The 12636-nt window shown below is 72.9% G+C and carries 13 protein-coding genes and 1 pseudogene; 7 read left to right on the forward strand and 7 right to left on the reverse strand.

Annotated elements, in window-relative coordinates:
- Positions 1-6 precede the first annotated feature (6 nt).
- Positions 7-1440 (forward strand): DUF1996 domain-containing protein, encoded by a 1434-nt coding sequence (locus tag ACWY4P_RS25275; protein ID WP_456213050.1) that lies wholly within the window; start codon positions 7-9, stop codon positions 1438-1440.
- Positions 1441-1520: 80 nt separating this feature from the next.
- Here the strand turns inward: ACWY4P_RS25275 and ACWY4P_RS25280 are convergent, their stop codons facing one another.
- Positions 1521-1982 (reverse strand): hypothetical protein, encoded by a 462-nt coding sequence (locus ACWY4P_RS25280; protein ID WP_456202598.1) that lies wholly within the window; start codon positions 1980-1982, stop codon positions 1521-1523.
- A 261-nt stretch (positions 1983-2243) separates the two neighbouring features.
- Here ACWY4P_RS25280 and ACWY4P_RS25285 point away from each other — a divergent pair, with 261 nt between their 5' ends.
- Positions 2244-3581 (forward strand): FlgD immunoglobulin-like domain containing protein, encoded by a 1338-nt coding sequence (locus tag ACWY4P_RS25285; protein WP_456202599.1) that lies wholly within the window; start codon positions 2244-2246, stop codon positions 3579-3581.
- Between the two features lie 49 nt (positions 3582-3630).
- The gene (locus tag ACWY4P_RS25290) at positions 3631-3996 is read left to right on the forward strand and encodes a PH domain-containing protein (protein WP_456202600.1); all 366 of its coding nucleotides are present in this window, start codon (positions 3631-3633) and stop codon (positions 3994-3996) included.
- A 43-nt stretch (positions 3997-4039) separates the two neighbouring features.
- Here ACWY4P_RS25290 and ACWY4P_RS25295 read toward each other — a convergent pair.
- The 3 genes and pseudogenes from ACWY4P_RS25295 to ACWY4P_RS25305 form a co-directional block, all read right to left on the reverse strand.
- Positions 4040-4225, reverse strand: a pseudogene (locus tag ACWY4P_RS25295) (superoxide dismutase); the annotation flags it as partial.
- A 12-nt stretch (positions 4226-4237) separates the two neighbouring features.
- Complete coding sequence (locus ACWY4P_RS25300; protein WP_456202601.1) at positions 4238-4939, reverse strand: response regulator; 702 nt, start codon at positions 4937-4939, stop codon at positions 4238-4240.
- On the reverse strand, positions 4936-6159 hold the full coding sequence (locus ACWY4P_RS25305; protein WP_456202602.1) for a sensor histidine kinase: 1224 nt from the start codon (positions 6157-6159) through the stop codon (positions 4936-4938). The genes ACWY4P_RS25300 and ACWY4P_RS25305 overlap by 4 nt, the downstream gene beginning before the upstream one ends.
- A 123-nt stretch (positions 6160-6282) precedes the next feature.
- Here ACWY4P_RS25305 and ACWY4P_RS25310 point away from each other — a divergent pair, with 123 nt between their 5' ends.
- The 3 genes from ACWY4P_RS25310 to ACWY4P_RS25320 are packed head-to-tail and all read left to right on the forward strand — an operon-like array spanning position 6283 to position 9417.
- Complete coding sequence (locus tag ACWY4P_RS25310) at positions 6283-7206, forward strand: ABC transporter ATP-binding protein (protein WP_456213051.1); 924 nt, start codon at positions 6283-6285, stop codon at positions 7204-7206.
- Complete coding sequence (locus tag ACWY4P_RS25315; protein WP_456202603.1) at positions 7203-8645, forward strand: ABC transporter permease subunit; 1443 nt, start codon at positions 7203-7205, stop codon at positions 8643-8645. Before ACWY4P_RS25310 ends, ACWY4P_RS25315 begins: the two co-directional genes overlap by 4 nt.
- Positions 8638-9417 (forward strand): hypothetical protein, encoded by a 780-nt coding sequence (locus ACWY4P_RS25320; protein WP_456202604.1) that lies wholly within the window; start codon positions 8638-8640, stop codon positions 9415-9417. The genes ACWY4P_RS25315 and ACWY4P_RS25320 overlap by 8 nt, the downstream gene beginning before the upstream one ends.
- Positions 9418-9427: 10 nt before the next feature.
- On the opposite strand, the gene ACWY4P_RS25325 is transcribed toward ACWY4P_RS25320, so the two are convergent.
- Positions 9428-10387, reverse strand: a complete 960-nt coding sequence (locus ACWY4P_RS25325; protein ID WP_456202605.1) for a D-2-hydroxyacid dehydrogenase family protein — start codon at positions 10385-10387, stop codon at positions 9428-9430.
- Between the two features lie 106 nt (positions 10388-10493).
- Between ACWY4P_RS25325 and ACWY4P_RS25330 the strand changes: the two genes are divergently transcribed.
- Positions 10494-11156 carry a hypothetical protein gene (locus ACWY4P_RS25330; RefSeq protein ID WP_456202606.1) on the forward strand — a complete coding sequence of 221 codons (663 nt, stop codon included), beginning with the start codon at positions 10494-10496 and terminating at the stop codon, positions 11154-11156.
- Here the strand turns inward: ACWY4P_RS25330 and ACWY4P_RS25335 are convergent.
- Positions 11042-11482, reverse strand: coding sequence for a putative quinol monooxygenase (locus ACWY4P_RS25335; RefSeq protein WP_456202607.1), 441 nt, complete (start codon positions 11480-11482; stop codon positions 11042-11044). The two genes, ACWY4P_RS25330 and ACWY4P_RS25335, sit on opposite strands and share 115 nt — an antisense overlap.
- 33 nt (positions 11483-11515) lie before the next feature.
- Complete coding sequence (locus ACWY4P_RS25340; RefSeq protein WP_456202608.1) at positions 11516-12580, reverse strand: aldo/keto reductase; 1065 nt, start codon at positions 12578-12580, stop codon at positions 11516-11518.
- Positions 12581-12636 lie beyond the last annotated feature (56 nt).

The following is a 12636-nucleotide window of genomic DNA, read 5'->3' on the forward strand; positions in this document are numbered from 1 at the left end:
CAACCCATGAGGGGCGGCCCGGTGAAAAACAGGAAGAGACATAAGCGGTCCCGCGTGATCGTGATGTCCGTGGTCGGTGCGACGGCATTAGCCGTAGGGGGCGGAGCGCTCCTGATGACCGACAACAACGCCTCGGCCGCCAAGGAGACCCCCGCGCAACAGGCCGCCGCGCGGGCCGGGATGACGGTCAAGTGCCCGGATGTCGCGACCAGCCTGTCGAGCGTGCCGCAGCAGGCGCGGCCCGCCGTCAACGACGAACTGGCGAAGATGGACAGCCAGGTCGCCGACGCCTACCAGCGGCTCATGGCCCAGGGCGCGAAGGCCGACCAGGAGTTTGTGCGCACCCGCGTGCTGGATCCGCTGACGTCCGAGCGACGGCAGACCCTGGACCGCATCGCCACCGAGATCGAGAAGGTCCAGGCCCGCCCGTCGGGCCTGGACTCGCTCGCGTCCTGCACGGTCAAGCAGGACGCCGCGGCCGCGGACGCCCAGGCCGCGGCGCCGGACACCCCCGCGGCGGCGGGCGCGACCCCGGCCGCGGGCGGTCAGCAGCAGACCGGCCCGCAGCGGTCGGACTTCGTGGACATCCGCAAGGTCAAGCCCAACGTCAAGAACCCCCGGGTGCAGGCCAAGGGCTCCAAGGGCACCTTCTCCTCGCGCTGCGGGCGCAACGAGAACAAGCACTTCAACTCCGACAACGTCATCGTGGCCCCCGGCGTGAGCAACGGCGCCCACCACATGCACGACTACGTCGGCAACAAGAAGACCGACGCCTTCGCCTCCAACCAGGTCCTCGAATCGGCCGGGACCACCTGCACCAACGGCGACCGCTCCACCCACTACTGGCCCGTGCTGCGGCTCCAGGACGGGACGAAGGAGTTCGACGCGGGCGCTCCGGGTGGCGGGACGGAGGGCAACGTGGGGCGCATCCTGCGGCCCACCTCCGTACAGCTCAGCTTCAAGGGCAGCCCCGTCTCCAAGGTCGTGCAGATGCCCAAGTTCCTGCGCATCATCACCGGGGACGCCAAGGCGTTCACCAACGGTACGGCCAACGCCAACGCGTCCTGGAGCTGCACCGGATTCGAGAACCGCCAGCTGACGGACAAGTACCCGGTGTGCCCGAAGGGCAGCAACGTGGTGCGGACGTTCAAGTTCCAGAGCTGCTGGGACGGCAAGAACGCCGATAGTGCCAACCACCGTACGCATGTGGCGTTCGCCCGCGCCGACGGCTCGTGCCAGCAGGGGTTCAAGGCCATTCCGCAGCTGGTCCAGCGGATCACCTACAAGCTCGCGCCCGGCGCCCGGAACTTCGCCGTGGACAGCTTCCCCGAGCAGTTGCACAAGCCGGTGACGGACCACGGCGACTTCATCAACGTGATGTCGTCGAAGCTGATGAAGCAGGCCGTGAGCTGCATCAACAGCGGCCGTAAGTGCGGCTGACACGCTGACCCGGCAGGGGGACGCCCCCCTGCCGGGTCTACCGCGCGTCGGCTCATCGGCCGGCTCATCGATCCATCGGCTCAGACGGCGGGCGCGGGCCGCAGGCCCAGGGCCTTGAAGGCGATGCGCTGGTCGACGTAGAGCAGGGCCATCGTGGCCCCGCACATCACCGTGGCGAAGGCCAGGTGCCCCGCCACCGACGTCACCTCGGCGCCGACCGCCCCCAGGGCCAGATGCGCGCCCAGGCGCAGGGCGATCAGCCCGAAGGCGATCTTCCGGGTGCGGGAGTTCTTCAGCATCGCCCGCACCAGCTTCATCCGGCGCCGCAGCACGGTCAGCCCCACCACGATGTTGACGGCGGCGAAGGCGGCGATCACCATCCAGGCGCCCGACCATGCGTGGCACAGGTCGTAGGCCGCGCCGAACACGCCCTCGAAGGCGAAGAACCACACCGGCAGCGGCTTGACGTCCGCGAGGTCCACGGCGGGCGCCGTGGCAGTGGCCTGCTCCTGGTCCCGCTCGGAGATGATGACGCCGCTCATGTCTGTCCGTCCCTTAGTGGTCGGTGTCGCGCTTCCTGCTGACACTTAGATCCTGCCGATCGCCCGCCGCGGCGGGCAGATTCGGCCATCACCACCTGGCGGTGACAAATGTCAGTGCCCGCCCGCTGAACGAAAGCGTCCGCTGCCGGCTCGCTGCTAGGCTCCGACGGTCCCGCCCGAGGTGGGACGCGGGGCCCCACACCCGAGAACCTGGTCCACACCGCGCCACTGCCGCGGAATCCACCGTTCTGGGAGGCCCCCTTGAGACGCCCTGCCCGTCCGTTACTGGCCGTCGTGGCGGCCCTCGTCGCGGCCGCCACCGCCACCGCGACCGGCAGCGCGAGCGCCGCGGACACCCCGCTGCCGATCCAGACGGACGGCGTCTGGGGCATCGACTTCGCGGGCGGCACGCTGGCCACGGTGGAGTACACCCCGTCCGGCGATCAGTACGTCCTGAAGCGGAAGGTCGCGCCGGACGGATCGACCGCGTCCGCCCGGGTGCCGATGGAGTACGCCGGTGAGTACGCCGACGGCGACCACATCAAGAGCGTGCCGTGCGACGCGGGCGACTGCATCCCGCTGGTCGGCTCCGGCAACGGCGACATCGGCTATGTCTTCGTGGACGAGAACGGCAAGGAGCGCGTCCGGATCCAGACGAGCCCCAACACCTACCACGGCGTGGAACCGGCCGTGACGGGCGCCCGGATCGTGGATGTCACCGGCCGGTACTTCCTCTACAACGCGCAGTCGCCCAAGAAGCAGTACCTCGACGACATCCAGCCGTACCGCACCACCGACGTCCGGATCACCCGCTCCATCACCGCCGCCTCCGTATGGGGCACCCGGCTGTGGGCCGCGAGCTCCACCGCGGGGACGGTCACCCAGACCGACATCAAGACGAAGACGCTCGTCGAGACGGTCTCCACCGGCGCGCCCTGCGTCATCAAGGAACTTCAGGTCATGGGCCGCTGGGTCTACTGGAGCTGCGGCACGGCCGGCCCGGCCGGGGTCTACGACCGCACGGCGAAGAAGAGCTTCGCCGTCCCCTCCGGCCCCGCCCTGGTCGGCGACGGCTATCTCGTACGCCACGACCGGACCGCCGGCCAACTGCTGCTCACCGACTTCCACACCGGCGCCGCCACCGCCCCGCGCCCGATCGCGGACCTCCCGGCCGGCAACACCGCCGACCAGCGCCGGCTCACCTGGGCCGTGGACAAGTGGGGCGGCGACATCTCGTACGTCGACTCCGCCAACGCGATCCACGTCGTGCCCAGCGGGGTGCCCACCCAGTCCCTGGCGAAGATCGAATCCGATGTGGACGGCAACTCGCTGCATGTGGAAAACCCGCGCTGGGGCAGCACCTGGCAGTTCAACAAGCCGGTGACCTGGACCTTCACCGTCAAGAACGCCAGCGGACGCACCGTCCGCACCCTCACCGGAAGCGGCAGCCCCGAGGCCGACGTGGCCTGGGACGGAAAGACCGACACGGGGACCCAGGCCCCCAACGGCCGCCACACCTGGACGCTGACCGCCAAGGCCGTCGAGGGCGCGGGCACCAGCACCACCACCGGGCAGATCGGCGTGTCCGGCACGCGGTGACGGCGGTATACAAGCGAAGATCGCACAACGACACTTAATGGGGGCTGTCATGGCACTGTTCGGAAACGCGCACACCGTCGACCCGGCGGCGGCTCAGAAGGACTACGCGAAGCTGCTGGGGCAGGACGAGCAGGTACGCGCCGCATACCAGTTGATACGCGACACGATCCTCTTCACCGACCGCCGGCTCATCCTCGTCGACAAGCAGGGCATCACCGGCAAGAAGGTGGAGTACCACTCGGTCCCGTACAAGAGCATCACCCACTTCGCGGTGGAGACCGCCGGCACGTTCGACCTCGACGCGGAGCTCAAGATCTGGATCTCCGGCAGCGCCACCCCGATCGAGAAGACCTTCACCAAGGGGGTCGACATCTACGAGGTGCAGGCGATCCTGACGCAGTTCGTGGCGAAGTAGCGACAAGAAACCCCGCCCGCGCGCGGGCCACCTCGCCTCAGGTGCGGTAGACGGCACCGTTGGCACGCGAGCCCATATAGGCATACGGCCGGGCGCCGATAGTGATCCCCTCAGGGATGAAGCCGTCGGGGAGCGGGAACTCGGTCGGCCATGCGGCGGCCTGCGCCGCGCCGGCACCGGCCGTCGCCCCCGCGAGCGCGGCGACGGCGACAGCGGCGCCGCGGAGAAGGGCGGAGCAGGGCTACCAGGGTGTCTTCCGTGGCCCACCCGAACGGGGCACCACCAGGCCGAACTCGTACGCCAGCATGACCGCTTGGGCGCGGTCGCGGGCGCCGAGTTTCGCCAGGACCCGGCTGACGTGGGTTTTGACGGTCTCGGCGCTCACCGTGAGGCGGGCGGCGATCTCGGCGTTGGACAGGCCCTCCGCGATGAGGCGGAGCACCTCGGTCTCGCGCGGGGTCAGGAGGGCGAGCGGGGAGGGCTCGGCGGTGTGGGGGCGTAGCCGGACGAACTCGCCGATGAGGCGGCGGGTGACGGTCGGGGCGAGCAGGGCCTCCCCGGCGGCGACCACGCGTACGGCTTCGAAGAGCCGCTCGGCGGTCATGTCCTTGAGGAGGAAGCCGCTGGCGCCGGCGGCCAGGGCGTCGTAGACGTACTCGTCGAGGTCGAAGGTCGTCAGCATGACGATGCGCGGGCCGCCGCCCGCCCCGGCACCGGCCCCCGTCCCGGCGACGATGCGGCGGGTGGCCTCGATGCCGTCCAGGACCGGCATGCGCACATCCATCAGGACGAGATCGGGCCGCGTCTCGCGGCAGACCCCCACCGCCGCGGCGCCGTCCGCCGCGCTGCCGACGACGGTCAGGTCGGGCTGGGTGTCCAGCAGCGCGCCGAACCCGGCGCGCACCACGTCCTGGTCGTCGGCGATGACGATGCGTACGGTCATGCGGCCACCTCCCGCAGCGGCAGTTCGGCCGCGACGAGGAAGCCGCCCGCGGGGCCGCGCTCGGCGCGCAGGGTGCCGCCGGCCATGGCGACGCGTTCGCGCATGCCGAGGAGGCCGTGGCCGCCGCCGGGGGCGGGGCCGGCAGGTGCGGGGCCGGCGCCGACGTCGCGTACGGTGACGCGCAGCGCGCCCTCGGCGTAGTGGAGTTCGACGTCGACCGGCGCGCCCGGGGCGTGCCGCCGGGCGTTGGTCAGGGCCTCTTGAACGATGCGGTAGGCGGTGAGCTCAAGGCCCGGTTCCAGGGGGGCGATCCGGCCGCGTACGACGAGCCGGACCCCGCCGCCCGCGGTGTCGCGGGCCTCGTCGACCAGGGTGAGGAGCTGGTCGAGTCCGGGCTGCGGCCGGCGCGCGGGCGCCTCGGCCGACGCGTCGTCGCGCAACACGCCCAGCAGGCGGCGCATCTCGGTGAGTGCCTGCCGGGCCGTGTCGCCGATCGCGAGCAGCCGCTCGGCGCCCAGCGGCGGCAGCCCGGGGGTGGTCAGCCGGGCGGTCTCGGCCTGTACGGACAGGGTGGAGATGTGGTGGGCGACGACGTCGTGGAGTTCCCGGGCGATCCGGGCCCGCTCGCCGCGCGCCGCGTGTTCCAGCACGGTGTGCGCGTAGGCCCCCTCGGCCGCGGACCGGGCGGCGGCCTCCCCACCGGCCCGCCGGGCCGCGCCGGCCGCGAGCGCGGCCGCGGCGCCCGCCAGCAGCGCCACGCCGAGGGGCTTGCCGCCCGCCGCCGAGGGGGCCGGGCCCACCGCGTACGCCACGAAGGGGACGGCGAACAGCAGCGCGGTGCGCGGCGAGCCGCGCAGCCCGGTCAGATAGAGCAGCGCGGCCAGGGCGGGCAGGGCGGCCACGCAGGGCAGCCGGCCGCTCAGCGGACTGAGCAGGACCGCGGCGGTCACCGCCGTGGCCGCGGGCAGCAGTTGGCCGCGGGCGAAGGCGAGCGGCGCGGTCGAGCCGAGGACCAGGGCCAGGGTGAGGGGGATGTCGGCGCGATAGCGGTCGTCGAGGGGCACGATGGTCTGGAGCAGCCCGGCGGCGCACAGCACGGCGGCCGCCACCAGCGGCAGGTCCGGGGCTCGGCCGAGCCGCCGCACCGCCCTCGTCCCGCGCCCGGCCGCGGCCCGTGCCGCCGCGCCGGCCAGGGGCTTTCTCCACGTCACGCCGGTCATTATGCGGCGGGCGGCGCCCTCTGCCGTCCCCCGCGCGGGGGACACCCGGGGCGGAAAGATTCCCCACGGGCGTGACGGCCCGCCGGATGCGGCTGCGTAGCGTCCCTGAGCATGGCGAAAACCATGAGGGGCCTCTCGATCGAGGCCCATGACCTGCGGAAGCGTTACGGGCCCACGGCGGCCGTGGACGGGCTGACGTTCTCGGTTCGGCCCGGCCGCGTCACCGGCTTCGTCGGGCCCAACGGCGCCGGGAAGTCGACGACCATGCGGATGGTGATGGGGCTCGACGCCCCGGACGGGGGCAGCGCCCTGATCGGCGGTCGGCCGTACGCCTCGCTGCGCGAACCGCTGAAGGTCGTCGGGGCGCTCCTGGACGCCGAGGCGGTCCACCCGGGCCGCCGGGCGCGCAGCCATCTGCTGTGGCTGGCGCGGTACAACGGCCTGCCCGCCCGGCGCGTCGACCAGGTGCTGGAGCTCGTCGGCCTCGGCTCCGCCGCGCGGCGCCGGGCCGGGGGCTTCTCGCTCGGCATGCGGCAGCGGCTCGGCATCGCGGCGGCGCTGCTGGGCGATCCGCCGGTGCTGATCCTGGACGAGCCGGTCAATGGGCTCGACCCCGAGGGCATCCAGTGGATCCGCGGCTTTCTGCGGTCGCTGGCCGCCGAGGGGCGCACCGTCCTGGTGTCCAGCCACTTGATGAGCGAACTGGAGGACACCGCCGACCACCTGATCGTCATAGGCCGCGGCCGGCTGCTCGCGGACACCGATGTGGCGACGCTGCTGGCCGCCGCGTCCAGGGGCCGCGTCACGCTGCGCACCCCGAGCCGCGCGGCGGCGGTCACCGCCCTGACCGGGGCCGGGGCCGAGGTGGCGGTGCTGGGGCCCGACCAGCTCACCGTGGACGGGCTGCCCGCCGAGCGGGTGGTGGCCCTGCTGACCGAGGCCGGGCTGCCGTTCTCGGAGGTGTCCCGGCATCGCGCCTCGCTGGAGGAGGCGTATCTCGAACTGACCCGGGACACCGCCGAGTTCACCGCACAGGAGGCCTGGTGATCCGCGCCATCCGGGCCGAGTGGACCAAGCTGGTGTCGGTGCGCAGCACCGCCGTCGCCCTGCTCGCCGCCGTCGCCCTCACCGTGCTCATGGGCTATCTCTCCGCGCAGGGCGGCCACGGCAACGCCAACGACGCCCCGCAGACCGTCGACCACTTCAGCTTCGTACACCGCGGACTCACCGGCGACGGCAGCGTCACCGCGCGCGTCGCGTCGCAGAAGGACAGCGCCCCTTGGGCCAAGTCCGGCGTGGTCATCAAGGCGTCCAGCGCCAGCGGCTCCTCGTACGTCGCCCTGATGGTCACCCCCGACCACGGCGTACGGATGCTGGCCGACGCGAAGGCCGAGGTCACCGGCAGCGGCGCTACGGACGCCCCGGTCTGGCTGCGGCTGACCCGCTCGGGTCGGAACGTGACCGGATACGAGTCCGCCGACGGCCGCACCTGGCGGAAGGTCGGCACGCTCACCGCCCGCGCGCTGCCGGCCAGGGCACAGGCGGGGCTGTTCGTGGCCTCCCACGGGCGCAGCCACGAGCGCTTGGCGGGCCCCGGCAACGTCGTGGGCGGCTTCCGCCCCACCACCGGCCGGGCCGTCTTCGGCCATGTCACCCTGGCCCCGGCAGGGGCTTCCACACCGGGCGACTGGCAGTTGACGGATGTGGCCGAGGCCCCCGTGACCAGCGGACCGCCCGTCGAGATCCGCACGGCGTCCGACCGTCCCGGCACCCTGCGGCGCGACGGCGGCACCTTCACCGTCACCGGCAGCGGCGACCTGGGCCGCATCGGAACGGCGGGCGTCGGCAGCGAACTCCACGGCTTCGACCGGGTCAGGGACAGCCTCTCCGGGACGGAGTTCGGGCTGATCGCGGTGATCGCGCTGGGCGTGCTCGCCATGACCTCCGAGTACCGGACCGGCACGATCCGTACGACGTTCAGCGCCTCCCCGCGCCGCGCCCGGGTGCTGGCCGCCAAGGCCGTCGTGCTGGCGGGCACGGTCTTCGCCGCCGGGCTCGCCGCGGCCGTCACCGCGCTCCTGCTCACCCGGCCGATCCAGAACCGCAACGGCATGGGGCCGCCGATCTTCCCCGACCCGTCCCTCAGCGACCCGACGGTGCTGCGCGCGGTCGTCGGCACGGCGGCCGTCATGGCCCTGGCCGCGCTGTTCTCCCTGGGCGTCGGCGTGCTGCTGCGGCGTACGGCGGGGGCGGTGATCCTGCTCTTCGCGGTGTTCCTGGTGCTTCCGATCGTCGCCCAGGTCAGCTCGATCGGCGTCAACACCTGGGTCAACCGGGCCACCCCGATCGCGGGCCTGGCCGTACGTCAGACGATCCACCAGCTCAGCAACTCGATCAGCCCCTGGGGCGGCTTCGCCGTCCTGTGCGCCTACACGGCGGTGGCGCTCGGTTCCGCGTTCTGGGTACAGGGCAGGCGCGATGCGTGAGGCGCGGCGCGCGGGGCGGGCACTGCACGCCGAGTGGACCAAGCTGTGCACGGTGCCGTCCCACCTGTGGACCCTGGCGGCCCTGGCCGCGCTCATGGCGGGCGCGACCGCGCTCACCGCCGCCGGCCAGGGACGCCCCCGCGACACCCCGGCGGACCCGACGGCCCTCGCCCTGTCGGGCGTCTACGTCGCGCAACTCGCCGCCCTCGCCGTCGGGGTGGCGCTGGTCGCCTCCGAGTACCAGCCGAGGGTGATCCGTACGACCCTGGCCGCGCACCCCGGCCGTACCGGCGTCCTCGCCGCGAAGGCCGCCGTCGTGACCGCGGCGGTGCTCGGCGCCGGCGCCCCCGGGGTGCTCGGGTCGCTGCTGGCCGGGCGGGCCGTGCTGGCCGGGCAGGGCTACGGCGTGGCCGCCCTGTCCGACCCGGCGCTGTGGCGGGCGGCCGCCGGCACCCTGCTGTACCTCACGCTGGTCGCGCTGCTGGGCGCCGGGGTGGCCACCGTGCTCCGGCACGCCGGGGTCGCCGTCGGGGCCACGGCGGCCCTGCTGTACGGCCCGTTTCTGGCCACGAAGGTCATCCCGATGTCCACGCACGCCCTCCACCTGGTCCAGAAGGCCTCACCCATGAGCGCCGGCCTCGCCGTCCAGACCACCCTCCCGGGCACCGGCACCGCCCCCCTCGGCCCGTGGGAGGGGCTGGGCGTCCTCGCCGCCTGGGCCGGGGCGGCGCTGGCCCTCGGCTGGGGGCTGTTGCGGTTCCGCGACGCGTGAGGGAGCCGACTCAGCCGAGGAGGCGTACGGGGGAGCCGTCGAGGAACGCCTGGATGTCCTCGACGGCGTCGCCGTAGTACCTGCGGTAGTTGTCCTGCGAGACATAGCCCAGGTGCGGGGTGGCCAGCAGCCGGGGCAGGGTGCGCATGGGGTGGTCCGCCGGGAGGGGCTCGATGTCGAACACGTCGACCCCCGCCCCGGCGAAGGCCCCGCGCCGCAGGGCGTCGATCAGCGCGTCCTGGTCGACGATGGCGGCCCGGGAGGTGTTGACGAGGTACGCGGTCGGCTTCAGCAGGGCCAGCTCGGGGGCGCCCAGCAGGCCGCGGGTACGGTCGCTCAGGGCGAGGTGCACGGAGACCACGTCGCCGGCGGCCAACAGCTCCTCCTTCGACGCGGCGAGCGCCACACCGACCTCGTCGGCCCGCTGCTGCGTCAGGTTCTGGCTCCAGGCCGTCACCTCCATCCCGAAGGCCAGCCCGATCCCGGCCACCCGGCTGCCGATCTTCCCCAGGCCCAGCAGCCCCAGCCGACGGCCGTGCAGATCCGCGCCGACCGTGCTCTGCCAGGGCCCGCCCGTGCGCAGGGCGGTGTTCTCCACGACCAGGCCGCGGGCCAGGCCGAGGATCAGCGCCCAGGTCAGCTCGACCGGCGGCGCCTGGGAGCTGGCCGTGCCGCAGACCGTCACGCCGTGGCGCTCGGCCGCGGCGTAGTCGATCACCGAGTTCCGCATACCGGAGGCGATCAGCAGCTTCAGCTTCGGCAGCCGGGCGAACAGCGAGCCGGGAAAGGCGACACGCTCCCGCAGCGTGACGACGAAGTCGAAGTCGGCCAGAGCCGCCGCCAGCTCGTCCTCGGTGCCGAAGTGCCCGGGGAAGCTCACGACCTCCACCCGGTCCAGGACGGGCGACCAGTCGGCGCTGGTCAGGGCCACCCCCTGGAAGTCGTCGAGCACCGCACAGCGCAGCTTCATCCCCGCTCCCTTACCGCGGTCTTCCGCGTCATGTTGTCCGTTTCGTTGTCCGGGCACCGCCGGTGAGACTGTTCCCGGCACAGGTTTATCGGCCATACTGCCCGCCGTGGAGCAGCGCATAGGACCGAGCACCCCGCCCGTGCCCGCCGCCGGGTTCGATCCGGCGTACATCCCCGGCCTCACGGCCCCACGCCCAACGGAGGAGGAAGCGCCGGAAGAGAAGGCGGAGAAGCCGCTCGAGGACGCCGAGGCCGAAACTGACGCCGAGGCCGAGGCCGACGAGCGGGCCGAGGCCGTGGACGTGGCCGAAGAGAAGGCCGAGGCCGAAACCGACGCCGAGGAAGCCGAGACGAAGGCCGAGAAGGCCGCAGAGGAGGCTGAAGACGAGGCCGACGGCCCCGCCTTCGAGGCCTCCGACCGCCGTGGGTCGATCGCCGCCGGCCGCGGCGGCGTCACGTTGCGGCTGGACGGCGAGACGGCCCAGTTCGACTGGGACGAGATCGGCGCGGTCGAAATCGACACCCCGCGGTTCGGGCGCCGGTTCTCCGTCACGGTCTACACGACCACCCGCCGCTGGTACACGGCCGATGTCGAGGCGTCGTCCAAGAGAGTCCTCAAGGAGTGGACGGCCGGACTCGACGCGATTCTGGACACCTACTTCGAGGACGCCAAGCCCGAGGAGGCCGCGTCCAAGGACGCCAAGCCCTCGGACGCCAAGCCCTCGGACGCGGAGTCCGAAGACGCCAAGGCCTCGGACGCCAAGGCCTGAGCCGTGGCCGCGGGGCCGGCCGGGGTGACCCCGGCCGGCCGCGCGGCCATCAGCTTCCGTACGGCCACCGGCTCGGCGAGCACCAGGTCCAGCACCTGCCGCGCATGGCGGACATGCGGGGTGGCGCCGTGCCGGGCGAGGGCTTCGGGGCCCGTCCATTCCGCCACGACCACCATGTGACCGGGGTTGTTGGGGTCGGCGTAGGCCCGGTAGGCGAGACAGCCGGACTCGTCCAAGGACGGTTCGATCAGCGCCTCCAGGGCGGTGCGGAGCCGGTCCTCCTGCCCCGGCTCGGCCACGCACTCGGCGACGACGACAAGGGACATGCCGGGGCCTCCTGTGGTTGTCGGGGGAGGCGGTCAGGGGCGGGCCGGGCCGGTGCCCGCGCCGGAGGCGGTGACGGCGGAGGCGATCTCGTCCAGGTCGGCCCGTGTCAGCTCCACGCCGCCCGCCCCGATCCAGCCGTCGACCTGCCCGGGCGTACGGGCGCCCACGATGGCCCCGGTGACGCCGGGCCAGGCCAGCGTCCAGGCGATGGCCACCTCTGCGACAGAGGAGCCGTGCCGCTCGGCGACGGGCCGCAGCGCGTCGGCCAGCCGGAGATTGGCGGCCAGCCCCGTGGTGAAGTCGTGGTGGGCGGAGCGCCAGTCGTCGGCGGACAGGTTCGCGGCGCGCTGGGCGGAGAAGGCACCGGTCAGCAGCCCGGACTGGAGCGGGGAGTACACGATCACGCCGGTGTCATGGGCGTGCGCCCAGGCGATCTCGGCGGCGGCCGAGCGGTTGATGGCCGAGAACGGCGGCTGGATGACATCGACGTGGGCGATCCGCTCGGCGGCCGCCAACTGCTCGGGCGAGTGGTTGGACAGGCCGATCGCCCCGACCTTGCCCTCGGCTTTCAGATCGGCCATGACCTGCCAGTACTCCTCCAGCGGCGTGGCGTTCGGGGACACCGCGCCGAAGCCGTCGCCGGCGTACTCCAGCGATTCGCCGGTGTCCGGATAGTGCACCTGGTACAGGTCGATGCGGTCGACGCCCAGCCGCCGCAGCGAGTCCTCGATCTCGCGGCGCACGCTCGCGGGCTTCATGATCCGGCGGGGCGCGGCCTGCGGATCGGCCGGGTCCCAGACCAGCCCGGCCTTGGTGAACAGATACGGGCGCTCGGCCTCCGGCAGCCCCGCGACGGCCTTGCCGACCAGCTCCTCGGAGTGGCCGAGCCCGTAGACGGCGGCGGTGTCGATCCAGTTGACGCCGGAGGCGACCGCGTGGCGGATCGCGGCGATCGACTCGGCGTCGTCGGTGGCTCCCCAGCTGAAGCGCCAGTTGGCCCCGGACACCGCCCAGGAGCCGAAGCCGACCCGGGTGATGTCCATGCCGGTGGTGCCGAGGGGGAGGGCCGGGAGGCCGTTGACGGTCGTGGTGGTCACAGCAGGGTCTCCTGAATGAGAAACGAGAAGGTTCGCCGGAACCGTTCCGGCGTGAC

This window comes from Streptomyces sp. LZ34, assembly GCF_053890475.1.